The following is a 23,177-nucleotide window of genomic DNA, read 5'->3' as shown; positions in this document are numbered from 1 at the left end:
CAATCAAGCGCGCGAACTCGCCCTCATGCACACGATCACCGAGCAAAAGTGATCTCTCGCCCATCTGCTGCCAGGTGATGACGAGTTCCTCAATTTGTGACCGCAATAGCTGCTACGTAAGCTAACTCACACCGCGTGATCCCGTTGCTCACGCGTCGCAAGAGGACAAGCCCAACTGCTGGTCTCGGACGCCATGTTCTCGGAGCGGCAAACAGGAGCCGGCAACAGCCGGATAGCAATACTGGTCCTGCATGCCTATTCTTCAAGGCCCGGGCCTGCGTTATTGCTAAGCCTTGCCTTCACGCGCAGATGCGCAGCGTCAGGACCGCCATCCTTATAGGGCTCATCCCAGTCGATGACATCTGACCGCACCCAGGGGCGCCCATTCTGATGGGCCAGCACGAGAACGCAATCCCGATTGGTTGCCTGCCCCTTCGTATCCCCCCAGATACGACTCACCTTTTTCTCGACGGGCAGATAATCGTCGATCAGACTGAGAAGGCGAAGACCCGTCTTTTCGCCAATGTCATCCCAAACCTTCTTAGCTAGTGGTATTGGTTCCTTGCCTGGATCGGCAACATCGCCAATCACCAGGGCCGCGACTCCATCCTGCTTGAGGACACGCCGGATACCTCGCAAGGTCCGCAGAAGGAAATCCTGGTAAGACTTGTAGGTATGCCTATGGTCAAGTGCAGCGTCGAGTTCTACGCGTCCCTTGCCACGCTCACGCCCTACTTCTTCTACGCCAAGAAGCCATAGCCGTATCCAATTGGCAGTTCCATAGTTCACAACCTGAAGATACGGCGGAGACGTCACAAGAAGATCTACGCTGCCAGAGGGGATCTGGCGACCTCCCATGACCTTGGAGGCGTCACTAGCGAAGACCTGCCCATCAAACCCGTCAATTGCATCTAGATATAGACGAGATATCTTATCGCGCAAGCGTTCGAATACATCCTGATCCGGAGGAACTAGCCGCTTTTCCTCGATAAATTTCGCCACATATGTTGGCGACATACTGAAAGTATTCGGCATGCTGATGCTTAGGTACTGAGAAGTTCCATCCCTTCGATGCGAACCATGCATGATCCCCGCCAAAGAGCCAGCGATCATCGCCATTTCAGGTGACCAGTTAGCCATTTTTCGACTGTGGAGCTGATTACGAATATAGCAAATCTGACGCAATGTATTATCGTTGTAGAGCATCTTGATGTCCGGGGAAACATCTGGCTCTTCATGAGTCGTACTCCTGTACCGCTTCTCGAGGTCATCCAGGTACTTGTTGATAGCCGTCCAAGAAGGTGGACTCGCTTTGGCCAGGGAGAGCACATAGGCGAGTGGGCTCAAGTCATTGCTTATTGTCCGTCTCCCTTCAACCCGAGCTTGCAGCGGAACGGTTCCCCGACCGCTGAAGGGATCGAAGACGACATCGCCAGGACGAGAGTATTGCTGGATGAAGTGGTGGACAAGCTTGGCCGGAAACATCCCATGGTACGAGCACATGGTATGCATTGAATGACCCCAGCGAGGACTCACGACATGCCAAAGTGGCCCTTCAGTGGTAGTACCACCGTCGATTGAATCCCGCTCGGGGACCTCGAAGAAGGCGTCTTCTGTCCAATCTGCAGCTTCTGTACTCATTGGAGATACTCTCGGAGTGAATCGGCGGCAAGTTGCAAGACGGGCTCATTTGACTCTCTCTTAACCCGGGAAAGATGACGCATAGTCGCCACTACCTTTTGTCTCGATTCCTTTTTAATGCTTGCGTCTGACTGTTGCGGTGCCTCAAAGAGCTGCTGAGTTGTAGATCGGCGCAGACCTAGGTCCCTCTTAACGGAACGTAGGTCCTCGTCCTCACGATAGTATTGTGGCTCCAGGTCGCTGGTGGCCGCCTCGACAGAATATATGGTAAACCGCAGTCCATCGCCCCTCCGAGCAGCCGCGATACGCTCTTTTAGCCAGCTTTCTATTTCCTCTCCCTCGCCACAAAGACGCTCCTTCAGTACGTATTCCAGTCCCTTGCCTGTAAGTCGGAGCCATGCGTAGGGATTTGATGGAGGAAGCACCCCCACATCCATAAGCTCGACGATCTTAGCGAACAGTCCACCTCGCTGCATGAGCCGCCAGAGACCTGTGTAATTGCGCAGAGTCGTCGGCGAGACGCCTATATAGCGCGCAATATCAGCTTTTTTGACAGCTTCCGCTTGGTGTAGATGTTCAACCAGCATCGCCAATTGGCTTGGCAGGAGATCCTGATAAATGTCAGACTGATATCGAACTTCGAACCGGCTTTCGTACTCCGTTACATATGCGGGTATTGTATTGAAGCGCTCTGCATCCAGCTCCCGAATGGAAGAAATAGCTTGGATACGCATTGTTCCATCGACTACCAGGTATTTCCCGTCGAGCAATGGAGCGACCTTAATGGGCTCCGCCAAGCCAATCTCTTCGATTGAGGCCCTGAGGCGATCCCGAAATTGCTTGGAGGTGCTAGATCGGCTCAGTTCTTCGCTAAGTATCAACTCGGATGGGTGTAGTTTGATTAGCTTCATCGCGTGACCGCCTGAGGTTGTGAGTCATCGCTAAAGCTCATTGGAAGCGCCGCAGCCAACTCTCCCAGCCGCTCAGAAATTGAGCCAGATGGCAATTTACTGAGCGTGTCACATGCCCACACCAACAGCTGCAGACGCTGCTTGCGGTGACTGCTGCCGAGTTGCACTAGTTCGCGCCAGCCGAGCGCTTCGAATAGAGCCTCCACCTCTTTCGTCCGGAGCGAGTACTTTGCCAAGGCGGCAACTGCGTCACTGCGCTCGGCGGTCCCGACGTAGCGAGCGATTACTGCGTGCAGTGTGAGGTTGAGGTTTCCTTGCTTTAGTGCAGCCATCTCGCTGCTATTAGCGCCGTCGAGTTGAGCTTCAAGGCGCCGGACAGTAGCAGTAGAGACACCAAAGCGCTTAGCTACGTCAGCGCTCTCCTCCCCGTCCCGGCGGGCTCGGGCGATCAGGAGTGCGCGATCAATGGGGCGCATCCTTAGACGAGCAACGTTTTCAACGAGGAACTGCTGAACCTTCTCGTTCTCAGCAAAAGAGTCATCGACAACGATTGCAGGGACCTTTTCGATGCCCAGGAGTCGACAGGCGAGAGTCCGCCCCTGTCCCTTGATCAGTAGGTAGTCCCCGGAATCGTCGGGGGCGACACGTACGGTTATGGGAGTCAGCACGCCAAATTGCCTGATCGAATAGCACAGTTCGCGATGCCCCTCGCGGTCCCGTTTTCGACCGAGGCCCTCTTCTGGACGAATCTTTGCGACGGGGATCTCTTGGACGCTTGAGAGTGCGTCCTTCTCGCTGACCGACCCTCTGTGAGGATCCTCCGGGGCACCTGGCTCGCTATCATAGTTCAAGGTGGGGGGCTCTGTCGACACGTCCATCACCTCGCTTAACTTACACGTCCATCATCTCGGACGCCCCAGGGACACGGATCCTTGACCGAAACCTCTGGAGCTTCGATTGGTGGGAGCTCCGCAGCGCCCAACCGGTGCTCAAGACGCGGCCTTGGCGCTGCTCTGGCTGTTGGCGAGCAGAAATTCATCTATGTACGCAACGGTGCCTGATACTTCTGCGGCTGGTCGCGCTTTGCCCGTCGGTCTTCCACGGTTCACGATCCCGGCCTGTAGAGCGCAGCGTGCGATGCCTGGAACTAGGGCTGGTAGTTCGTCAGGAAGCTGTTGTTGGTTGGGTGTGATGGCCGTCTGCGCATCATCGACGGTTTGAGTAGCTCGATAGGAGACGGCTGAGCGGTTTGGCGCGGGTGTAAGGGCCCCTCGGAGTCCAGTTCGTGTCCGGGAAGCTGATAGAACAACAGAGCGGGTTTCCTCGACCGTGTCATTGCGGGTTGATCGGGAAGCAGAGTCACACAGCGAATGCTTCGCCGGCGGCAAGTGCGCCTGTGCCAGCGCGGGCTTGCTGGTAACTGCGTTCGCCCAGGTCGGGTAATGGTTTCGCCCTTGGCGCTCCGGCGGGGGACTGTTACAGAGGCCGATCTGGAGGATCAGCCAGGATGGCGCGCAAAGGGCGGATGTTGGGCGTGACGACCCTGCGCATGTCCCCGTACGCGTACCTGGGCCGTGGCGAGCCGACCACGAAAGCGATCGCTGCGGCGTCGACCGGATCCGCTTCCCCCTCGGCAGATAGGCCGGCGCCACGTCGAGGACCTCGTTGACGAGAGGCCGCGCCTGCCAGCAACTCGCGTAAGCGGTCTGCGTGGGCAGGCTCAGGCGCGTACGGTACCGGGACGTCCGGGCGGTCGCGGCGCGGATGCCAGGCACGGCGCCAGTCGCCCGGCATGACCAGAGTGCTCTCGTCGGAACCCCTAAATCGATCACGAGGCCCCACGCTAGAAGAGATCACCGACAAAGACGGCGTGTTCTCCCAGCCGAGGCGCTCGGACCAGACCAACGGCCATGAGGCGCGCTCACGCGGTGGCGCCTGGGCTATCTGGTCACGGAGGCGAGATCAGTGACGGCGGTCGATCATGGGATCCGCAGCTACCGGATCTAGGGACTTCCCCCGAACTGTGGACACCGGTTTCAGGCGGCAGCGGTCAGGCTACCTTTGGTTTTCTCGTAGTTGATCGGTGAGAGGTGGCCGAGTGCCGGCGGCGGGTGTTGTAGCGCGTGATCCATCGGGCTGGGTGAGCGGATCAAGCGCAAGCGGGTGGAGCGGCTCATGCGCGTGGCTGGGCTGCAGGGCGTCTACCGGCGCCGGGGCCGCCGCAACCTGGCGAACCAGGCGACCGAGGAGGACCTGGTGCAGCGCCGGTTCAACGTTGCCGGGCCGGACCGGCTGTGGCTGACCGATACAACCGAGCATCCCACCGGAGGCGGGAAACTGTACTGTGCGGCGGTCATGGACGCCTATTCTCGACGGATCATCGGCTGGTCGATTGGCGACCGCCAGGACACCGATCTCGTCGTTCATGCGCTGGCGCAACTGGAGACCGAAAACGAGATCCTTAAGCGGGCGGCGGCGTACTTCGGCCGGGAGAACGTCCTCCCAAAGTAATCTATCCGCTGGTCCGTGAACTCGCTGCCGACTTCATCCGGCCGTGGCGCGGCGGAACCGGGAGAGCGGCTCCAACATCCTGCATTCCGACCACGGGACGCAATACACATCGTGGGCGTTCGGGAAGCGGCTGCGGGACGCGGGGTTGCTCGGATCAATGGGCACGGTCGGTGATTGCACCGGGCGATTCGGTGCGCCTATGGAGTGACTGCGAGATCGAGACGGCCGGTTGCTCCGGCCTGTTTTACCAGTCGCCCCCAACGTTCGCGGCGCCCGAAACGCTCCTCGATCGTCTTTCCCGAAGGAAGTTCCCCCGCCGCTGTGCGGTGAGCCAACGCCCACTGCCATGCTTGGCGTTGCAGCCCCGAGACCGGCCGACCGCGTCGCGGATGAGCCCGTTTCGCTTCTCCGGGATCCTCACCACCTGAGACCTCGTATGCATTCCGTATGAAGCTCGCGGCGCCGCTCGTCTGAGCGTCGTAGGGGCCGTCCGGCGGATTCCCTTGGCTCATAAGAGCGTCGTATGAAGCATCCTCTTCCTTCGTCAGGCTCGCATGAGACCAATATGAGGCATCCGCCTTCTCTGCCGCTCGGTGCGGGGACCTATATGAGACGGCCGAGCTCTCTCGCTGCGAACCATTCCTGACCTGGCGCATCAAGAGCTCATACGCACCGATCAGGGCACAGCTCGGCCAGGCGGCAATTGACCGGCCGACCACAGAAGGCTCGGCGACGGCGCCGTTGGCCGCCAGGCTTGCGGCGCTGCCCAGCACCAGCAGCGTCCACGGCAGCAGCCCGCTGCGACGGCCCTGCCGCGAGTCGACCAGCAGCGACATTGAGGCCACCGCGATTATCCCGTCCACGCTGATCGGCAGCAGCGCGGCCGTCCAGGAACCCTCTTCGTATCGGAACACCAGGTGGTACATGTGCCGGTAGCTGATTACGGCGGCGATGCCCGCCAGGATGATGACACTTAGGGTGGACGTCCCTCGGATCACTTTGTCCGCAACAGAAGGCTTGGCGTTCAGCATGGCTGCTCAGCCTTCCGTCCCGTTGACCAGGGCGTTTGGGTTGAGAGGCACATGTCCGAGTGGTAGAATTATGGTGGGAGAATGGTTCGCGTCCGACCTCGGACACCCAGTTTTTGGATATGAACAGCTATTTCCGGGCATTCTCGAGCGCCTCTCGGTGCCTGGTTTGCACCTGAGGGTCGGTCTTTCGCCTCTTGGTCACTCCCTTTCCCATCGTTCGGCCGCTCGCCGGTTCGCCGCAGGCGCTCATGGGGAACGCGCTGAGCCGATCATCGTGAGCGGGCCGGGATGGGGCGTGGTTCCGGTGGTCAGCCGGTCGGCTGGTCCGCGGTGGCCAGCCAGCCGAGCCGCTCGGACATGTTCCGGGCGCAGGTGACGACGGCGCGTACGTGGTCGGAGTCGTCGGTCGCGCGCCACAGGATCGACCAGGGATAGAAGGAGGCGGGTTCGATGAGCGGGCGCCAGATCGTCCCGGGGAGCGCGGAGATGCAGGACGAGGGCACGCAGTAGAGGCAGCGGCCCTGGGCGACCAGGGTGGACGCGGCGTGGACGCTGTCGACGGTGCCCTGGTGCACCGCCGGGGTGAAGCCGGCGGCCCGGCACATCTCGACGGTGAACTGGTTGAACTCCGGGGCCTTCATCTCCTCGGCCAGCAGCAGCGGCTCACGGGCGAGGGCCTCGACCGGCACCGCGTCCAGTTCGGCGAACCGGTGCCCGCGAGGGACCAGGACGCCGAGACGGTCCCGGCGGAACAGGTGCGAGGCGATCCCGCTCGGCGCCAGGGCGGCGCGGCCGATGCCGACGTCGAGGCGTCCGTCGAGGAGTTGCTGATATTGCTCGGGGACGCCGGCCTCCACCTGGTGGATGACCAGGTCGGGATAGAGCGCCTGAGCCTCGTGCAGGATCTGCGGCATTGAGTCGTAGCTGGCGTCGATGATTCCCACCCGCAGCGCCGGGGAGGTGCCCTGGGCGGTCCGGGCGACCTGGGCGGCGCGCTCCACGTGGGCCAGGATCTGCCGCGCCTCGACCAGGAAGGCCGCGCCCGCCGGGGTCAGGGCGACGTAGTGGGTGGTGCGCTCCAGCAGTCGCACGCCCAGTTCCCGTTCCAGTCGTTGTATCTGCTGGCTGAGCGCCGACTGGACGATGTGCTCGCGGGCCGCCGCGCGGCCGAAGTTGAGCTCCTCGGAAACGGCGACGAAGTAGCGGAGCTGGCGCAGTTCCACATCTCCTGCCTTCTGAGCTGGAACAGCGAGACCTGCCCGCCGAGCCTACCGCGCGGCGCGGCCCTCTAAAGGGGTTCGCTGACCCAGTGCCAGACGCCGCCCTCGTGCCGTGCGCGGACGAGTTGCCCGCCGCTGGAATCGGCGAGCTCGGCGACCGCCCGGATCAGCTGACGGTGGAAGTCATCGGGCGGCCGGGTGTCGGACGAGCCTTCCAGGAGGGGCACACTGACCTTGGCGTCATCGCGGAGCTGCGCGGTCAACCGCCCGGTGTCGTCCAGGCGGAGCATCACGATCGCATCGGCGCGAACGATGTCGTGGCCGCCGCTGGCCTCGACCCAGACCTCGGTCACCGTCCCGCTCATGGACCTCATCTCCTCGACTCCAACAGCCCGCCACCACCCAACATAAACGGTTCGACATCGCGTCCGTCAAAATCGCTCGCCCTAAATCGCGGGCACGGCTGCTTGGTGCACCTCATCCACGCTTAATGCGTGCGGAGTTCCACTCACTGTCCACTGTTTCACGCGCTCGGCGGCGCATAGGGGTCGCCGCTTCGGCCGGTTCGGAAGACCACCCCGGCAGTCACCGAATTCATCGCGTGACCCAGGACCGGCGAAAGGTGCTCGATGACCATGAAGGATGACTACCTCGGGCTGCTGAAGGGGCTCGCCGGCGGCATGGCCGTCGCGCTGGCCCTCGTCTGCACGCTCATCGCGGCGGCCGCCCTCATCGTCTCCTGACGGTCTGCCCCGCCTCTCTTCCCCCACCCGGCCTGATCGCGGTCATGCGGCGAGTCCGGCGTGGACATCCGGGGCGGGGTGGACGGTGAGGACGCGGTCGAGCCCGGTGACGCGGAGCAGCTCGGCGACCTGCGGGCCGGGGGCGGCGAGGAGAACGGCGATGCCGAGACCGGCGGCGCGGCGGCGGATGCCGACCAGCACGGCCAGCCCGGCCGCGTCGGCGGACGCCACCTCGCCCAGGTCGAGGATCAGCAGGCGCCCGCTGCGTCGCAAGGCGCCGAGCAGGTGCGCGCGCAGCGCTGGAGCCGCGGCGCCGTCGACGGTGCCCGACAACGCGATGATCGTGTGGCCGGGGCGCGGGTGGGCGGGCATCCCGACTTCGTCGGGGACCCGGACGGGGCTTGCGGCAGCGGATGCGGCGGTGGGCGTGGTCATGGTGATCTCCGATCGTGAGCGGGCGCGAGTGCCGGTCCGGGCCGTCCGGCGGGTGGTGGAGTGAGGGCGGCTGGCAGGCCGGGGACGCCGAGGTGGTCGTGCGGGTGGATCGCCAGATCCATCGATGCCTCGGCTCTCGGCGGAGCGGCCGGGACGGTGAACAGGTCGACGCGCCGGCCGCCGGCCTGGATCGCGGTAAGCAGCCCGGAGGGACCCCCTCTGCGGGGGCGGGCCGGTGTGACGGATCACCCCCGCAGAGGGGGATTTCGTCGTTTGCCGGATACTTTTATCCTACCCGAATAATTGCCAATATGCGAGGAAAAAGAAATAGTTCCCAGGTGATTTATCTTCAAATCGGGACCGGTCGCCTGCGGAGCGCGAGAAACCCGCCTCCATTTCTGCTGATTTCCGCTCGACGCGACGGGTTATCAGCGCGAGTGATGGCGTGTGCGTGGATCGGCTGTGTCCATCCTCGCGTCATTGCGCTTGGCTGATACGCGGCCGGTCCAACTGCCTGGGGAAACTGGGCCGGACGCTCCAGGGCCCGTCCGCTCCTCCCCGGGCCGGACGGCCCTGGAGGCGTCCCCCCGCTCCGGCCCCGGCCATGTGTGGGTCGCCCGCGGCAAGACGCTGGTCAAGCACTGCCCGGCGATCGGCACCGACGAGCACCTCGCCGTGCCGCCGCTGCGACGCCCGCCGTCCGTGTTCGCCGACGCCGCCCGCTCGGTCCGCTGCGGCGCGCCGGACGGATCGCCTCACCGCGGTCAGAGCCGGGAGTGCGGGTAGGCGGGTGAACGGTGCTGGAAGGACAGGATGTCGGGGTTCTGGACGACGCCGTCGCGGATCTCGACGGCCCGCTCGACGATCTCGCCGGTCCGCGGGTCCGGAGGGCCGTCGAGGACCGTCCGCAGATGCGGCAGCAGCGCCTCGCTGATCTCCCATGTCGCCGAGTCCCACAGGTAGGACGGGCTGTGGTCCACGCCGTAGTGACGGACATTGCGGCCGACCGTGTACATGGGGTCGTCGAACGAGGTCGGGCGGGCCCACTCGAAGCCCATGCCGGCGTCGCAGGACACGTCGATGACAAGGGTGTCCGAGGGGAAGAGCGGAAGATCGCCGTCGGTGGCGAACATGAGCGGGTCGCCGGGGTCCTGGAGGACGCAGTTGACGACGATGTCGTGCCGGGCGAGGAAGGCGGCGGCCGGGACCAGGCCGTCGTCGGTGAGGACGCGGGTGAGGGCCGGGTCGTCCGGGTCGCGGTCGAAGTGGACGATCCGGGCGGAGTGGATCGGCGAGGCGACCGCGCTCACACCCCGCTGCGTCAGGACGTGGACGTCATGGACGCCGTGCGCGTTCAGGGCCGTGACCGCGCCGCGCCCGGTAGCGCCGAAGCTGATGACGGCGGCGCGCCGCCGCCGTCCGTAGGCGCCGGTGGCTCCGGTCAGGGCGAGGGCGTGCAGCACCGAGCAGTACCCGGCGAGTTCGTTGTTCTTGTGGAAGACGTGCAGGGCGAACCCACCGTCGGACGTCCAGTGGTTCATCGCCTCGAACGCGATGAGCGTCAGCCGCCCGTCGATGGCGAGCTGGGTGATCTCCGGGTCCTGGACGCAGTGCGGCCATCCCCACAGGGTCTGACCTGGATGGAACCGCTTGAGGTCAGCGGGTTGCGGTTTGAGCATCAGGACGACGTCGCAGCGAGCGATGAGCTCGTCGCGGGACAGCAGCCCGGCGACCTGCGGCGCGAGCCGCTCGTCCGGGACGCCGAACCGTTCGCCGTAGCCGCGTTCGAGATAGACGCGCGAGCGGAGCGCGGGGTCGAGCCGGTCGAGGTGCAGCGGGTGGATCGGCTGTCGGCGCTCGTTCTCCTTGCCCGACCGCGCGGTGACTCCGAGCGTCGGGCCGGTCGGCGTTCCGCCGCCGTTCAATTGGCGGTCAGGACATGGGGACGGCGGGACAAGGAAGCGTCCCCTCCGGCGTGGCTTCGGGCGGACATGGAGTCTCCGATCGTCGGCCGGTGGAAGTCCGGACCGTCCCGTCTGGCGGGCCGGTCAGCGTCGCCGCCATCAGGGGCCTCATCGCCGGGTGCCCGCAGTGTACGCGCGCGTCGCCGGTCTCCGCGCGGCCCGACGGCGCTCGGCGGCGCCCGCCGTCCCGCCGATCAGCCATCGTGATGAGCCGTTCACCGATCGCCTGTGTCCCCGGAGAGGTCGCCGGGCTTGGCTGGAGGGTGGCCGGTCACTGCTGGAGACCGCGCTGATCCGCTGGGGCCGTCCGATGCGCGGTGAGCAGTCCCTCGCAGCGCCGGACGGCCCTGGTCGTCGGCCGCCCCACCCTGGGAGGACGCTCTGAACGCCGATCACGCCATCGACGACTCCCGCGCCGGGCGTGCGCCGTCCGCCGACGCCGCCACCGACATGGCGCCACCGGTACGACGGCGCCGCCGCGCTCGCCGCCGTCCCGCCCGCCGGGAGACCTGAGCCGTGGCCACGAAAGCCACACATCCGAGGGGAGACCTCATGACCGGCATCAACGACGACCTTGGGGCCCGTGACACGGCGGGTCGCGGCGCACCGCCCGGCGGTCTCCCCGTCCCCGCGCCGGAGGAGGTGCGAGCCGCGCGGATCTACCTGACCTCTCGCCACGCCACCGGCCTGGACGAGCTGCTCTGGGAGGAGAGGAAGCGTCCGATGCCCGACGGCGCCGCCGTCAACGCGGTCATCGCCGCGTCCGGCCGTGCCCGGCGGGGCGTCGGCGATGCCCCGTCCCCGATGGACGTGGCGGCGGCGCTGGTCCTGCTGAGCGCGCTCCGCTCGAACCTGGACCTGGCCGAGGCACGGCTCCTCGACACCGCCCGAGTCACCGGCCTCGGCATTGAGCAGCTCGCCGCCGTACTCGGCGTCAGCGTGGCGGAAGCCGAGGAACGTCGCGGTCGGCTGGAACCACTTCTGGACGAGTGCGCCGCCCTGCCGTCCACCGCCCTGCCGTCCACCGCCTGGCCGGCGAAGTCCAAGGCCGCGGATCAGCCGACGGGTCAGACTTCGCGCCCGTGGACGTAGCACCATCTCCACGTGGATCCGGACTCCAGGGCGCCGACGACGGGGTGGTCGGTCTCTTCGTAGTGCGCTCGGCTGTGCTGGTTGGGCGAGTCGTCCGAGCACGCCACCCAGCCGCAGTTGAGGCAGACCCGAAGCATCGTCCACGTGGCGCCGAGTGCTTGACAGCCCGGGCATCGGTCCGATCGCGGAGTCACCGGCGCCAGCCCGTCGAGGTGCTCGCAACGCGGCGCCCTTCCGTTCGGGCTGACCGGGTAGAGGGACATGATCTGGAGGCGCCTGTCGCGGTCAGTGCCCATCGCAGGCTCTCCTCTCCCTCGTCCTCCCCGCACTGCCGAGTCAAGCGCCGCCGACGCCGTCCGGAAACCGCCAAGTCGAGCGGACCTCATCACCCGCGCCCATAACACCCGCGCAAGGGGCCGAAGCCTCCGGCCGCCGAACTGCCGGGACTGATCCTGGCCCTTCAGGACCAGGCCCCGTCCGACGACCGAAAGCCCATCACCCACGTGATGCTGCGCGCGTCCGACTGGGACGACCACCCCCGCCAGTTGCACGTCGACAACCCCGACGACCCCCAGGGGATCCCGCTCGGCTGGTTCGACGGCCTGCCCGCCGGACTGCTCACCGCGATCCACGCCGACGGCCACCGCATCGACCTGCTCACCGTCCCGCCCACCACCGGCCACGCGGCGGCCCGGGCGGCCCTGGAACCGGCCGCTCGGCGTCCAGTGGCGCACACGGTGGGACGGCGAGGCCCGCGCCGCGACCGTGGCCGTCAGGCGGGGATGCGCAGGGCCAGAAGCGCGATGTCGTCCTCGCCGCCCGGCTCCACTCGCTCCAAGAGCTTGTCGCACAGCTCCGGCAAGGGGAGCTGGGCCAAGTGGGCCCCGTGGCGGCGGAGGCTGGTGAGACGGTCGGACAGGTCGGAGTCGCGGGTCTCGACGAGGCCGTCGGTATAGAGCAGGAGGGTCGAGGACGGCGGCAGGACGCACGTCCCGTCGGGACGGGTCCCGGCGAGGTCGGGGGTGCCTAGCAGGACCCCGTGCTCGTCCAGGAAACGCGTGTCGCCGTCGTGGTCGATCAGCAGGGGCGGGGGATGGCCGGCGTTGCACCAGTGCAGGCGCCATCGCCCGGCCGGGTCTTCCTCGACGCGGGCGAACACGGCGGTGGCGAGCTCGGCCTCGCTGACGGCGGCCATGACGCCGTCCAGGCGCGCCAGCACGGCGCTGGGCGGCTCGGCCAGGTCCCAGGCCAGGGCTCTGAGCATGTTGCGGACCTCGGCCATGCGGGCGGCCGCGCGCAGGTCGTGGCCCACGATGTCCCCGATGACGAGTCCGGTGCCGCCGTCGGGCAACGCGAACGCGTCGTACCAGTCACCGCCGACCCAGCTGACCTGCGTCGCCGGCACATACCTGGCCTCCAGCCGCAGCTCGCCGGGTTGCGGCAGCGGCGTGAGCAGGTTGCGCTGCATCGCCTCGGCCGTGTTGCGCTGCTCGGCGTACAGGCGGGCGTTGGCCAGCACCAGACCGGTGCGACGCGCGACGTCCTCCACGACGAGCCGGTCGTCCGGCCCGTAGACCTGCCCGGGACGGGAGTAGCCCAGCGTCAACGCGCCGTAGGTCTCCCCCCGGGCCGCCAGCGGGGCGATGATCGCATTCTGGGCGCCCATGGCCTGGAACAGCTCGTACTGGGCGGCGCCCAGCGGTTCGTCGGAACGCACCTCGGCCTTACCGCTGACGATGACCGCGGCGCCGCCGCGCAGCACCTGGGCCAGCGGGCCGCGCGGTATCCGCGGGAGGGGCGGAAGCGGCCCCTCGAGCGCGGCGACGTCGGCGGACGAGAGTTCGTGGTGCGTCGCGGCCACCCGCTCCACGCGGCCGCCGGGAACCAGCAGGTCGACCTCGGCCCAGTCTCCCAGCGCGGGCACCACGAGCCGGACCAGCCGCCGCAGCAGCTCCTCCTCGTTCAACGTGGACAGCAGCACCGTCGTGATCTCCGCGACCAGCCTCAACCGGGAGTTGGCCCCCTGCACCTGCGCCATCCGGTCGCGCCGCTCGCGCTCGACCGCGACCCGGTCGGCGGCGTCCTGGAAGACGACGACCAGCCCGGCCGGTTCGGTCGCGGGCCGGTCACCGGTGTAGATCGGCGCGGACGACCAGGAGCACATCACGGTCCGACCGTCGCGATGGGCCAACCTCTGGCCGTCTCCGTGGTCGGGGACACTGGTGCGCAGCACGTGCAGCAGACGGCAGTCCCGTTCCGGCGGGACATGCCCGTCGGCGTCCCGGTGCAGGAGCCCGTGCATCGGTCTTCCGAGCACCTCGTCGCGGGTATAGCCGAGGAGCTGCTGCGCGCGCGGGTTCCACGCCGTGATCCGGCCGGAATCGTCGGTGGCGAGAACCCCGGAGTTCATCGCCTCCACGAGGCGCTCAAGAGTCGCGCCCGGCCGATCGTCCACCTGCCCGGCCATCCCCCACCCCCTGAATCGGACATCAAGCTTCTTCCCTTCCCTACCCCCCGAACCCGTCGGCGCAGGTCGTCCCTCAGGAAGGTGAGGTGGCCGACGGGTCCTACCGGCCCGAGGGCCGCCTGCCCGCAGGGCGGCAGGGTCCGGCCGGGCCGAGTGACGGTACGGGTGAGGTCGGTGCGGGCTTCGGCGCGACTCGCCACCGGTCACAGGCGAGATCGCCGGCAGGGGGAGGCGGGCAGGCGCCGGACGGCTCAGGGCATACGGGCGGGAATGCCGCAGGAGGCCAGGATCTCCTGCGGCATCGTGTCACCGATCTCGGCCGCGCATCTGGCCAGGGCGTCCTCCGCCGACGCCGGCGACGCTCCGGGCGGGATGACGAGAAGCAACATCGGGGCGGCGCGGCCGCAGGTGAGCGCGACCATGTGGTCGAGGTGGGCCAGCCAGCCCACTCTGACCTCGCGTCCCAGCGCGGTGACGCGCAGAGGGATGTCGTCCCAGTCGTTGAAGTCGATGGTCACACGGGCGGACACGCCCGGCGGGACGGTCAGGGCGGTCAGCAGTTCGGTGAGTTCTGCGGTGGTGTCGCGGGATCGCGGCCACCAGCCGCCGTTCATGACCCCGCGTTCGGCGTCGCCGGGGGCCAGTCGCAGGCGTGACGCGGGCGGTGCCACGATCCCCGACGCAGGGGTCATGGCGATCGGAGAGGCAGGCTGTGCGGTGTCGCGGGCCATGAAGGGCCCCATTCTCGGTCCGTACGAACCGGTTCGTGTGTCGCCGCGACGTCGCCGGCAAGACGGCCCGCGCTCGAAGGGTCCGCGGCACCCGCGAGTCTACGTCACCACAGGTACGCGACCGGACACGTGGACCGGACGTTCTGCGGCCGGACGTCCCGGTGGAATGGCCGCGTTTGCGGGGCCGGCGCGTAGACTCGTCGTGACGAGGGTTTCCTCGATGCGGGCGGCCAAGACCGCGTCCCCTGGTTTCTCGACTCTCGGTCCCTCTCGGGCCAGACAGGTTCGACGCCATGACGCCGCGACGCCATTCCGCCCAGTCGACCAGCGCCGCTCCATTCACCGACAGGGCACCGGCCCGGTCCCGCACGACATGAACGGTAACGGTCCGTCCGCGACCGACTGGGGCCCGCCGAGCGTGGCCCACGGCGCGGACAACGGTCCGCGCGTGGCCGCGTCGTTCAACCTGATGGCAGCGGTCCTGGACGGAATCACCCTGCCCGAGCTGCTGACCCGCGTGGCCGAGCAGGCCCGCGCCATCGCGGGCGTCCCGCTGACGTTCATCGCCCTGCCCGCCGGCCCGATCCTGATCCTGCCCCTGGACACCGGGGACGCCACGCGCGGAGTGCTCGCCGTCCTCGGACGGCCGGGCGCGGAACCGTTCAGCCCTTCCGCCGCTCGACAGCTGCTGCTGTTCGCCGACACTTCCGCCCGCCTGGTCCAACTCACCGAAGACCAACGCGCGTCCCCCCGGCGGCCAAAACCCGCGGGCGAGCGGATCGTCACGCTCCACCCCCCACTGCCGCCCAGGCGAATGTGACACGACCCCACGCACGTGGAGAAACCCTCAGTCCTAGCAGGGCACGCGTCGCCTCGGCCATCTGCGGGGACAGATCATGACGTCCGCGAATGGATCGCCTTTCTGCGCGACCGAGTGTCCTACGCGGCGCAGCCGTACCGCCGGCTCGCCGACGTCTACACGGCCGCAGGCCGGGACGACGACGCCCGCCGCGTCCTCATCGCCCAGCAGGACGACCTGCTGCGCGGCGGGCGCGCGCTGTCGGCGGCGCAGCTTCGTCGACCAGGTGGGGCTGGGGCTCGAACTGGCCGTCCCGCTGGTGAGCACGACGACGCGGACGCGGTGCAACCTCATCGCCGAGTCCGGGAAGGAACAGTTGACCGTGGCCGCCGGATGGCCGCTGCAATTCCTCGGATGGGCTTTCGCGACGCTGTTCGTCGCGGGCTATACGAAGCTGGTTCGCCGCGCTTGATGCGGGGTGGTGGCGCGCGTTCGTAAAGAGCGTGCGCATCATCAATGCACTGGAGCCTGGGCAGGCTGCTGCGTCCGTCGGTCCACGCTATGTGTAGACGGTGCCGATTAGCGATACCCGCCATTCGCCGTCGACCAAGGCCGCCTCCACGTATATCTCCCAACCCGTTTTGACCAGGTCGCTGATCTCACGCGGGACGGGAATCTCGATGACGCGGTCTTCGGAGTGGTCGGCGAAGTGGATCAGGCCGGGTTCGACCGCGCGGACGAACAGGACGTCCTCGACGGTGTCCTCGACCTCTGCCTCGTCGATCTCGGGTTCGGTGTCACGCAGGTCGTTCCATGCGCGCCGGAGTTCCTCGGCGGCCGGCAGGTCGGTCGCGGCCTCGTCGGCGGCCTCCAGCATGTGCTCCAGGTCCGGCGCCGTGATGGCGTAGTCGCGGGCGGCGAGCCACTGTCCGAGCCTGCGCACCGCGGGCCCGGTCGCCCGGAGAACCCGCCGGGTCGTGATGACCTTGCGCGCCATGAAATAGCCGAGGAACTCGCCGATGTTCTCGGGGATCTTCTCCGGACCGAACGTCCGGCAGAACGCTCCGCCGTCGCGGTGCTGGTCGTAGGCGTCGTCGAACCGGCGACGTTCGTCGCCGTCCAGGTCCTGGTAGCCGTAGTTGTTCAGGCTGGCGCGCAGCAGGCTGACGACTTCTTCGTAATCGGTGAAGGTGCGCGTCGAAAGGTGTTTTTTCTGCTCGGCGAGAAACTTCTCCAGCGCTTGCTCGATGGTGTCCTGTCGCGGGTCCTCGATCCGCTCCCGCACTGCCTTCTGGTTGTGCCTGGTCAATTCCGGGGCACGGACGTGGTCACCGCGTTCCGGTGGCTCGGCGTCCGGGGCCCGGATCACGTTGTGGCGGTCAGACCGGGAGGCGACCCGGCTCAGCGCCTCGGAACTCGCCTCGGCCGGTTCGTCGGCCGTCCGCTCGACGAGCCGGTTCGCCAGGGCCAGGAATTCCCGCCTTGCCTTCCGGGGGTCGTCGCCCTGAAGAAGGTCCTGAATCAGCTCATCCAGGGGCCAGGACACGAGCACGCCGTAGCGTGTGAAATACAGCGCGACGTTTCGGATGCGGTAGGCGTCGGTGGTGTCGAACCAGGCGGAGGCCAGGAGCCGCCAGATCCACCGGCGCGCACGGCTCGGCTTGTTGACCGCGATCACCGAACTGACATCGATCAGCGTGGTGCCGCGCTGGCCCCCGACAAGGATGTCGTTGTCGGCCCAATACGAACCGAACACCGGACTGGCGATTCCCCAGGGCTGGCCGACCGGCGGATTCCCTGCCAAGCGCCGTATCTTGGCCAGGGCTCCGGAGTCGTCCAGCCGCCGCATCAGTTCGACCTGTTCGAGAACCGCGTTTTCATCAGCGAAGGCGTGCAATTCTTCAACGGTCGGGGTCCGGCCGGTGAACAGCCGGTAGAACGGCTCGTCGGCGGGGTCGTTGCGGAAGACGTAACCGAGACTCGCAACCAGGGAACACACCCGCGCCAGCCCTTGCTCCGCCCCGATCCGCCCGAGCGGCGCATGCGCGCGAAGGTAGCCGCGCATCCGGTCGAATAACTCACTCAGCATCGGTTCGCCGGAAGAGTAGGGGAACCTGGCGTACGATGCCGTCCCGTCCGTCCCCGCGTACTTTCCGACGCCGTGCTCATCCGCCAGATCAAGCCACCCGGTGAGCGTGGGCCGCATATCCAGGGCCCTGCGACGCTCGTCCTCTCCCAGCCGGGCATGGGACGGATACAAGGCGGCCTGGCGGTGCGCCCATTCCGGGCGCACCAAGCCGACCCGGACGAGCCCGTAGAGCGCCGAGTAGGGTGGCGCATGCTGCACGAACATCGCGAGCCGGACCGCGAACGCCCGGTCGACACGGTTCCAGTGCCGCCGGTCGACCGGTGCCGCGGGCCGTACCGGCGGCAGCCCCTTCGTCTCTGCCGCCAACCGGCGCACGACCTCGTCTGATCCGGGCAAGCGGTCGGCGCACCACTCACCGAGTTCGCCGTGGTACACATGCGAGATAAGCGACACTCCATGACCTTAGCCGTGAGTGAGCGATCACGGAATGCGGCTGAACCATTCCGGCGCGGCCGACCAATGCCATCATCTCGGCGCGGAGCCCGGTGCGTCAGACTCCCCATCCGGCATCGAAGAACTCCGCTGCCCAAGCGTCAGCGGGATCCAGCGCGCCGTTGCGCGAGCCGGTCTGGTCACGTTCGCGACCTTTGGTCAGCGGCATCGCATGCCGCCGGAGACCGGACGCCTTGACATCGGCATCCCGGTCACCGCGCTGACCTTCGGCGCACTGTTGACGTCGGGCGTCCTCGCGGGCATCGCCGGTGTGATCCTCACGGCCCGGAACCGCTCGCGGGCGCTGGCCGGGGTGACCGGGCTCAGGATTGGGGGGCTGGGCGCTTGCCGCTCCAGGCGGCGTGGAGCAGGCGCGTCACGCCGTCGCGGGTGACGGGCGCGGGGTTCGCGTACGGGGCGTTCAGGACCTGCTCGCGGACGGGGTCGATGTCGCCTTCGGACATGCCGATCTCGCGCAGCGACCGGGGGGCGTCCAGGGAGGCCGCCAGATCCCAGAGGCGGCCGGCGGGGTCGCCGGAGTCCAGGGCCCGTGCCAGGGCCGCGGTCGCTTCGGGGGCGGCGGGCTGGTTGTAGGCGAGCGCGTGCGGCAGGACCACGGTGTGGGTCGCGGCGTGCGGGAGGTCGAGCGTCCCGCCGAGGGCGTGGCAGAGCTTGTGGTGAAGGGACATGGTCGTGGCGCCCAGGGCGGCGCCGCACAGCCAGGACGCGTACAGGGCCGTGGTGCGGGCGCCTATGTCGCGGCCGTCGGCGAACACGCCCGGGAGCGCCTCGGTCATCGCGCGGACGCCCTCCTCAGCCATCAGCGAGACGACCGGGGAGCGGTCCGGGGCGTACAGCGCCTCGACCGCGTGGGCGACGGCGTTGAATCCGCTGGTCACCGACATGGCGACGGGGAGTCCGAGGGTGAGGTCGGGGTCGTACAGGACGCTCGCGGGCAGCACCCGCGGGTCCGTGCCGGTCCGCTTGCGGCCGTTCTCGGTGAGGCCCCACACGGTGGTCATCTCCGAGCCCGCGTAGGTCGTCGGGACGGCGATCACCGGCAGGTCGTGCTCCAGCGCGATGGCCTTGCCCAGCCCGACGGCCGATCCGCCGCCGACGGCGACGCAGGCGTCGGCGCCGAGTTCGGCGGCGCGGGCGCGGGCGCGCCGTGCCACTTCGATCGGGACGTGCATCCGCGCTTCGGCGAGCACCCCCGCCGAGCGCTCGCCCAGCGCGTCCGCGATGGCCTCCCCGGTCGCGCGCTGCTCGGGCGAGCAGAGCACGAGGGCGCGGCGCGCGCCCAGCCGGGCGACCTCCTCGGGGAGGGACGCCACGGCGCCGGACCCGAAGCGCACGCGCATCGGGAGCGCGTCGTAGGAGAAGGAGGTCTGGACCATGGTCACGCTTCCGGGTCGGCGGCGTCGGATTCGGTGGCGGGTTCGGTGCTGGTGTCGGATTCGGTGGCGGGACGCAGGACGACGTCGAAGTTCACCGTCCGGAACGGGTTGGGCAGGCCGGCCGCGGCCGCGCGGTCCGGGTCGTCGACCTCGGGGAACTCGCGCACCAGGCTGGGCTTGACCCCGAACACGGCGTCGGAGTCGATGTAGGGCGTCCCGGCGACGAACAGGTGGGTGGTCACGGTGCGGTAGCCGGGGGCGGACACCTCGAAGTGGATGTGCGCGGGCCGGTTCGGATGCCGGGACGTCGCCTCCAGCAGCCGTCCGACCGGGCCGTCCTGCGGGATCGGGTAGTGGCGGGGGACGATCGAGCGGAACCAGAACCGCCCCTCGTCGTCCGCGGTGAACAGCCCGCGCAGGTTCAGGTCCGGCTGGACGCCGGGTTGCTGCACGTCGTAGAAGCCCTCGTCGTTGGCCTGCCACACGTCGACCGCCGCGTTCGGGACGGGCCGCCCGTCCGGGCCCGCCACGCTCCCGGTGACCAGGCACGGGACGCCCTTCCCGTCCTCGGCGATGTCGGCGCCCAGTTCCCGGGGCGGGGAGGCGACCATGTGGAACGGTCCCTCGACCGTCGACTCGGTCAGCCCGCCGCCCGCCCGGTTGTTGATGGTCTCGACCAGCATCGAGGCGCCGAGGACGTCGGAGAGCAGGATGAACTCCTGCCGGGTGCTCGTGCACGCCTGCCCGGTCGCGGTGAGGAACTCGATCGCCGCCGCCCACTCTCGCTCGGTGAGCTCGACGTCCTTAACGAAGTCGTGCAGGTGCCGCACGAGCGAGGTGAGGATCCGCCGCAGGCGCGGGTCGGGCGTCCCGGCGAAGCTCGCGGCGACCACGTCGGCGGACCGTTCCTCGCTGAACAGTTGGGCCGGGTCCGGTGGAGTGTGCGAATCCATCATCGTGTTCCGTGTTCTCGTCGGTCACGTGCCGCGCAGGGCTCGTTGCGGGGCGGCGTGGATGAGTTCGTAGTCGCGTCCGATCGCGCCGGTCGTCTGGAGGAGGAGGGGCAGCAGGCCGTCGATCAGCTCGCGGTGGCCGACCTCGGCGGCGATCGCCGTGACGTTGACCGCGGCGACCGTCCGGCCGTCGCCGTCGCGCAGGGGGGCGGCGACGGAGCGGATCCCGGGCGCCACCTCGCCGTCGGTCGAGGCCCAGCCGCGGGCGCGCACCTCCCGCAGCTCGGCCTCGATCTCGTCGATCGGCTTGGTCCGGTGGGGTTTGATCGGGGATCGCGTCTCCGCGCGCAGTGCCGTGTGCAGGGCGGCGGGTTCCAGGGACGCGAGGAGGACCTTGCCGAGCGCGGTGCTGGCGGCGGGGAGGCGCATGCCCACCTTGACGTTGACGGCCACGACCTTGGGGACCTCGACGCGGGCGGTGTAGACGATGTCCGAGCCGTCCAGCTCTGCCACGGAGGCGGCCTGGCCGGTCTGCTTCACGAGGTCGCGCAGGTGAGGGAGCGCGACGTCCCACAGGCCGGTGGACAGCGTGTAGGCCACTCCCAGCTCCAGCACCCGCGGGGTGAGGACGACCCCCTCGGGCGTGGTGCGCGCGTACCCGAGGTGTTCGAGCGTGCGCACGATCCGGCGGGCGGTCGGCCGGGCCAGCCCGGTCGCGGCCGCGATCTCGGTGAGGGACATCGGCACCCGGTGCGAGCCGAAGCATCTGATCACGTCGAGACCGCGGGCCAGGGCCTCGATGAAGTCCGGGCCGGCGTCGTCGCGCGGCATGTGGCTCCCTTCGCCGGTGGCCGATCGCCACTCGCCAGTCGTGTCCGACCAAGAGTACGGGGCTCGACCGCTCTTCGGTCAAGTGCCCGCCCGCTTGCCTTCTCCTTTGTTCGCGTCATCCTCGCAGGAGAAGTAAGGGGTGCAATGGATGAACTCTTCTCTTGACAGCGGTGGTCGCGCATCTCATGCTGCTGGGACGCAGCAGGATTGACCGACTAGCGGTCACTTTACCGTCTAGCGGTCACTTCAGTGGAGGCAGCACATGTCGAACAGCGCCACGTCCGCCGATGTCGTCGTCATCGGCGGCGGACCCGCCGGCCTGACGGTCGCCGCAGAGGCGGCGCGCGCCGGGGCCCGGGTCGTCGTGTTGGAGCGCCGCACGGAGGACACCCACTCACGGGCCGGAGTGATCCAGCCGCGCGTGCTGGAGCTGTTCGACGTCCGCGGTCTCATGGACCGGTTCCGCGCCGCGGCCGAGCGGTGGCGGCCCGACTTCGAGGTACCGCGCTACATCTACGCGGGCCTGATCGGGCTGCGTTATGACCAGCTCGACAGCAAGTTCCCCTACGCGCTGATCCTGCCGCAGATGACCACCGAGCACCTGCTGGCGGAATGGGCCGTGGAACAGGGCGCCGACCTGCGCCGCGGCGTCACCTACCTCCGCCACGCCCAGACCGCCGGAGGGGTCACGGTCACCGCCGCCAGCCCTACGGGCGACGTCGAGTACAGCGCGCACTACCTGGTGGGGGCCGACGGCGCGCGCAGCTCCGTCCGCGAGGCGACCGGTATCCCGTTCGAGGGCCACCCGACACGAATGACCGCCGTCGCCGTCGACGCCGACCTGCCGTTCCCTTGGCACGCGTCGATGCAGATGAAACGCAACGAGCACGGCTGGGTGCTCGCCTACCCCTTCGGCCAAGGCATCACCCGGTTCATCATCGTCGCCGAGCACCGGCGGAACGTTCCCAAGCACGAGCCGGTCACCATGGACGAGGTCCGGGAGTCCCTGCGCCTGATCTTCGGGGACGACTTCGGGGTGACCTCGGCGAAATGGCTGTCGCGCTACGGCGACGCGCACCGGATGGTCCCCGAGTTCCGGCGCGGCCGGGTGCTGCTCGCCGGGGAGGCGACCCGCGTCCACTATCCCGCCAGCGGCATCGGGATGAACTACTGCATCCAGGACGCCTTCAACCTCGGCTGGAAGCTCGGCTGGGTCACGACCGGCCGCGCCCCCGACGCGCTGCTCGACAGCTACCACGAGGAGCGGCACCCGGTGCTCAAGGCACTGATGGACGATGTCGCCGCGCAATGCGGGCTGCATTTCGACTTCTCCCACGCGGGGCTGGCCCTCAAGGATTTCGTCGAGCGGGAGCTCGTGCCGATTCCGGAGGTGAACGCGATCCTCCGCGACCGGCTGAGCGGCTTCGGCACCTCCTACCACCGCGACTCCGACCCGCATCCCGCGGACGGCACCCGGGTGAGCGACTTCCCCGTCGACTCTGCCGACTCGTCCTACACCCGGGTCGCCCAGGACGCCGCCTTCGTTCTGGCCGACGCCGCCGACCCCGCGTGCGGCCCTCGGACGCTGCCCGACGTGATCACCACGGTGACGGCCCCGGCCGCCGCGCTGGCGGAGCGGTTCGGCGGCGCCGCGGCGGTGCTGATCCGTCCGGACGCCTACGTGGCCCGCGCCTGGTCGGCGCGGCCCACCGACGAGCAGGTCACCGCCGCCTACCGGACCGCGACACGGCAGGAGGCGGGCGAACCGGTACAGGCGGACGACCTGGTGCGGGCAGGGCGGGCGGACGAGCCGGTGCGGGCGGGCGCGGAAGCCGCCGGGCAGCCCGAACACGCGTGAGACAGGGAGTGG

The 23,177-nt window shown here is 68.0% G+C and carries 21 protein-coding genes and 1 pseudogene; 6 read left to right on the top strand and 16 right to left on the bottom strand.

Annotated elements, in window-relative coordinates:
- Positions 1 to 255: 255 nt before the first annotated feature.
- The 3 genes from FXF68_RS11540 to FXF68_RS11530 all read right to left on the bottom strand — a co-directional run bounded on the left by FXF68_RS11540 (position 256) and on the right by FXF68_RS11530 (position 3,430).
- On the bottom strand, positions 256 to 1,641 hold the full coding sequence (locus FXF68_RS11540; protein ID WP_148758910.1) for a DNA methyltransferase: 1,386 nt from the start codon (positions 1,639 to 1,641) through the stop codon (positions 256 to 258).
- Positions 1,638 to 2,438 (bottom strand): hypothetical protein, encoded by an 801-nt coding sequence (locus FXF68_RS11535; protein WP_483902914.1) that lies wholly within the window; start codon positions 2,436 to 2,438, stop codon positions 1,638 to 1,640. Before FXF68_RS11535 ends, FXF68_RS11540 begins: the two co-directional genes overlap by 4 nt.
- A 110-nt stretch (positions 2,439 to 2,548) precedes the next feature.
- On the bottom strand, positions 2,549 to 3,430 hold the full coding sequence (locus FXF68_RS11530) for a ParB/RepB/Spo0J family partition protein (protein ID WP_246178667.1): 882 nt from the start codon (positions 3,428 to 3,430) through the stop codon (positions 2,549 to 2,551).
- A 1,303-nt stretch (positions 3,431 to 4,733) separates the two neighbouring features.
- Here FXF68_RS11530 and FXF68_RS44760 point away from each other — a divergent pair.
- A complete protein-coding gene (locus tag FXF68_RS44760) occupies positions 4,734 to 5,063 on the top strand; it encodes a DDE-type integrase/transposase/recombinase (protein WP_187437859.1) in 330 nt (109 codons plus the stop codon).
- A 197-nt stretch (positions 5,064 to 5,260) separates the two neighbouring features.
- Here FXF68_RS44760 and FXF68_RS11520 read toward each other — a convergent pair whose 3' ends face one another.
- The 4 genes from FXF68_RS11520 to FXF68_RS11505 all read right to left on the bottom strand — a co-directional run bounded on the left by FXF68_RS11520 (position 5,261) and on the right by FXF68_RS11505 (position 8,492).
- The gene (locus FXF68_RS11520; RefSeq protein ID WP_148758906.1) at positions 5,261 to 6,094 is read right to left on the bottom strand and encodes a DUF2637 domain-containing protein; all 834 of its coding nucleotides are present in this window, start codon (positions 6,092 to 6,094) and stop codon (positions 5,261 to 5,263) included.
- Between the two features lie 308 nt (positions 6,095 to 6,402).
- The gene (locus FXF68_RS11515; RefSeq protein WP_148758905.1) at positions 6,403 to 7,317 is read right to left on the bottom strand and encodes a LysR family transcriptional regulator; all 915 of its coding nucleotides are present in this window, start codon (positions 7,315 to 7,317) and stop codon (positions 6,403 to 6,405) included.
- A 65-nt stretch (positions 7,318 to 7,382) separates the two neighbouring features.
- Positions 7,383 to 7,679 (bottom strand): hypothetical protein, encoded by a 297-nt coding sequence (locus FXF68_RS11510; protein ID WP_148758904.1) that lies wholly within the window; start codon positions 7,677 to 7,679, stop codon positions 7,383 to 7,385.
- Positions 7,680 to 8,099: 420 nt separating this feature from the next.
- On the bottom strand, positions 8,100 to 8,492 hold the full coding sequence (locus FXF68_RS11505) for an STAS domain-containing protein (protein ID WP_148758903.1): 393 nt from the start codon (positions 8,490 to 8,492) through the stop codon (positions 8,100 to 8,102).
- 486 nt (positions 8,493 to 8,978) lie between these two features.
- Between FXF68_RS11505 and FXF68_RS11500 the strand changes: the two genes are divergently transcribed.
- On the top strand, positions 8,979 to 9,278 hold the full coding sequence (locus FXF68_RS11500) for a hypothetical protein (protein ID WP_148758902.1): 300 nt from the start codon (positions 8,979 to 8,981) through the stop codon (positions 9,276 to 9,278).
- On the opposite strand, the gene FXF68_RS11495 is transcribed toward FXF68_RS11500, so the two are convergent.
- A complete protein-coding gene (locus tag FXF68_RS11495; RefSeq protein WP_148758901.1) occupies positions 9,257 to 10,417 on the bottom strand; it encodes a N(5)-(carboxyethyl)ornithine synthase in 1,161 nt (386 codons plus the stop codon). The genes FXF68_RS11500 and FXF68_RS11495 overlap by 22 nt on opposite strands.
- A 591-nt stretch (positions 10,418 to 11,008) precedes the next feature.
- On the opposite strand from FXF68_RS11495, the gene FXF68_RS11490 reads away from it, so the two are divergent.
- Positions 11,009 to 11,548 carry a hypothetical protein gene (locus FXF68_RS11490; protein ID WP_148758900.1) on the top strand — a complete coding sequence of 180 codons (540 nt, stop codon included), beginning with the start codon at positions 11,009 to 11,011 and terminating at the stop codon, positions 11,546 to 11,548.
- On the opposite strand, the gene FXF68_RS44755 is transcribed toward FXF68_RS11490, so the two are convergent.
- Positions 11,524 to 11,685, bottom strand: a complete 162-nt coding sequence (locus FXF68_RS44755) for a UBP-type zinc finger domain-containing protein (protein WP_222869893.1) — start codon at positions 11,683 to 11,685, stop codon at positions 11,524 to 11,526. The two genes, FXF68_RS11490 and FXF68_RS44755, sit on opposite strands and share 25 nt — an antisense overlap.
- A gap of 300 nt (positions 11,686 to 11,985) precedes the next feature.
- Here FXF68_RS44755 and FXF68_RS44750 point away from each other — a divergent pair.
- A pseudogene (locus FXF68_RS44750) lies at positions 11,986 to 12,243 on the top strand (DUF5994 family protein); the annotation flags it as partial.
- Positions 12,244 to 12,320: 77 nt separating this feature from the next.
- On the opposite strand, the gene FXF68_RS11480 reads toward FXF68_RS44750, so the two are convergent.
- Together FXF68_RS11480 and FXF68_RS11475 are read right to left on the bottom strand one after the other, a co-directional pair.
- Positions 12,321 to 14,015 (bottom strand): SpoIIE family protein phosphatase, encoded by a 1,695-nt coding sequence (locus tag FXF68_RS11480; RefSeq protein ID WP_148758899.1) that lies wholly within the window; start codon positions 14,013 to 14,015, stop codon positions 12,321 to 12,323.
- Positions 14,016 to 14,266: 251 nt separating this feature from the next.
- On the bottom strand, positions 14,267 to 14,707 hold the full coding sequence (locus tag FXF68_RS11475; protein WP_148758898.1) for a DUF5994 family protein: 441 nt from the start codon (positions 14,705 to 14,707) through the stop codon (positions 14,267 to 14,269).
- A 412-nt stretch (positions 14,708 to 15,119) separates the two neighbouring features.
- Here FXF68_RS11475 and FXF68_RS11470 point away from each other — a divergent pair, with 412 nt between their 5' ends.
- The gene (locus FXF68_RS11470) at positions 15,120 to 15,566 is read left to right on the top strand and encodes a GAF domain-containing protein (protein WP_148758897.1); all 447 of its coding nucleotides are present in this window, start codon (positions 15,120 to 15,122) and stop codon (positions 15,564 to 15,566) included.
- A gap of 33 nt (positions 15,567 to 15,599) precedes the next feature.
- Here FXF68_RS11470 and FXF68_RS11465 read toward each other — a convergent pair whose 3' ends face one another.
- The 5 genes from FXF68_RS11465 to FXF68_RS11445 all read right to left on the bottom strand — a co-directional run bounded on the left by FXF68_RS11465 (position 15,600) and on the right by FXF68_RS11445 (position 21,307).
- Positions 15,600 to 15,899 carry a hypothetical protein gene (locus FXF68_RS11465; protein ID WP_148758896.1) on the bottom strand — a complete coding sequence of 100 codons (300 nt, stop codon included), beginning with the start codon at positions 15,897 to 15,899 and terminating at the stop codon, positions 15,600 to 15,602.
- A gap of 205 nt (positions 15,900 to 16,104) precedes the next feature.
- Positions 16,105 to 18,087 carry a hypothetical protein gene (locus FXF68_RS11460; RefSeq protein WP_148758895.1) on the bottom strand — a complete coding sequence of 661 codons (1,983 nt, stop codon included), beginning with the start codon at positions 18,085 to 18,087 and terminating at the stop codon, positions 16,105 to 16,107.
- Positions 18,088 to 18,449: 362 nt separating this feature from the next.
- The gene (locus FXF68_RS11455; protein ID WP_148758894.1) at positions 18,450 to 19,523 is read right to left on the bottom strand and encodes a maleylacetate reductase; all 1,074 of its coding nucleotides are present in this window, start codon (positions 19,521 to 19,523) and stop codon (positions 18,450 to 18,452) included.
- Between the two features lie 2 nt (positions 19,524 to 19,525).
- Positions 19,526 to 20,479 (bottom strand): intradiol ring-cleavage dioxygenase, encoded by a 954-nt coding sequence (locus FXF68_RS11450; protein ID WP_246178629.1) that lies wholly within the window; start codon positions 20,477 to 20,479, stop codon positions 19,526 to 19,528.
- A 21-nt stretch (positions 20,480 to 20,500) separates the two neighbouring features.
- Positions 20,501 to 21,307: an IclR family transcriptional regulator domain-containing protein gene (locus tag FXF68_RS11445; protein WP_148758893.1), complete on the bottom strand. Its 807-nt coding sequence runs from the start codon at positions 21,305 to 21,307 to the stop codon at positions 20,501 to 20,503.
- A 262-nt stretch (positions 21,308 to 21,569) separates the two neighbouring features.
- On the opposite strand from FXF68_RS11445, the gene FXF68_RS11440 reads away from it, so the two are divergent.
- On the top strand, positions 21,570 to 23,165 hold the full coding sequence (locus FXF68_RS11440) for an FAD-dependent oxidoreductase (protein ID WP_148758892.1): 1,596 nt from the start codon (positions 21,570 to 21,572) through the stop codon (positions 23,163 to 23,165).
- The last annotated feature ends 12 nt before the right edge of the window (positions 23,166 to 23,177 follow it).

The sequence above is a fragment of the Actinomadura decatromicini genome (assembly GCF_008121305.1).
Lineage (GTDB): Bacteria > Actinomycetota > Actinomycetes > Streptosporangiales > Streptosporangiaceae > Spirillospora > Spirillospora syzygii.
This window is presented reverse-complemented; position numbering and strand designations above follow the sequence as displayed.

What these genes read in the sequence shown, in the direction of transcription:
- FXF68_RS11540 (WP_148758910.1), bottom strand. Translation starts at nt 1,641, where the DNA reads ATGAGTACAGAAGCTGCAGATTGGACAGAAGACGCCTTCTTCGAGGTC.
- FXF68_RS11530 (WP_246178667.1), bottom strand. Translation starts at nt 3,430, where the DNA reads ATGGACGTGTCGACAGAGCCCCCCACCTTGAACTATGATAGCGAGCCA.
- FXF68_RS11520 (WP_148758906.1), bottom strand. Translation starts at nt 6,094, where the DNA reads ATGCTGAACGCCAAGCCTTCTGTTGCGGACAAAGTGATCCGAGGGACG.
- FXF68_RS11510 (WP_148758904.1), bottom strand. Translation starts at nt 7,679, where the DNA reads ATGAGCGGGACGGTGACCGAGGTCTGGGTCGAGGCCAGCGGCGGCCAC.
- FXF68_RS11505 (WP_148758903.1), bottom strand. Translation starts at nt 8,492, where the DNA reads ATGACCACGCCCACCGCCGCATCCGCTGCCGCAAGCCCCGTCCGGGTC.
- FXF68_RS11490 (WP_148758900.1), top strand. Translation starts at nt 11,009, where the DNA reads ATGACCGGCATCAACGACGACCTTGGGGCCCGTGACACGGCGGGTCGC.
- FXF68_RS44755 (WP_222869893.1), bottom strand. Translation starts at nt 11,685, where the DNA reads ATGCTTCGGGTCTGCCTCAACTGCGGCTGGGTGGCGTGCTCGGACGAC.
- FXF68_RS11480 (WP_148758899.1), bottom strand. Translation starts at nt 14,015, where the DNA reads ATGGCCGGGCAGGTGGACGATCGGCCGGGCGCGACTCTTGAGCGCCTC.
- FXF68_RS11475 (WP_148758898.1), bottom strand. Translation starts at nt 14,707, where the DNA reads ATGACCCCTGCGTCGGGGATCGTGGCACCGCCCGCGTCACGCCTGCGA.
- FXF68_RS11470 (WP_148758897.1), top strand. Translation starts at nt 15,120, where the DNA reads ATGAACGGTAACGGTCCGTCCGCGACCGACTGGGGCCCGCCGAGCGTG.
- FXF68_RS11465 (WP_148758896.1), bottom strand. Translation starts at nt 15,899, where the DNA reads ATGAGGTTGCACCGCGTCCGCGTCGTCGTGCTCACCAGCGGGACGGCC.
- FXF68_RS11455 (WP_148758894.1), bottom strand. Translation starts at nt 19,523, where the DNA reads ATGGTCCAGACCTCCTTCTCCTACGACGCGCTCCCGATGCGCGTGCGC.
- FXF68_RS11450 (WP_246178629.1), bottom strand. Translation starts at nt 20,479, where the DNA reads ATGATGGATTCGCACACTCCACCGGACCCGGCCCAACTGTTCAGCGAG.
- FXF68_RS11445 (WP_148758893.1), bottom strand. Translation starts at nt 21,307, where the DNA reads ATGCCGCGCGACGACGCCGGCCCGGACTTCATCGAGGCCCTGGCCCGC.
- FXF68_RS11440 (WP_148758892.1), top strand. Translation starts at nt 21,570, where the DNA reads ATGTCGAACAGCGCCACGTCCGCCGATGTCGTCGTCATCGGCGGCGGA.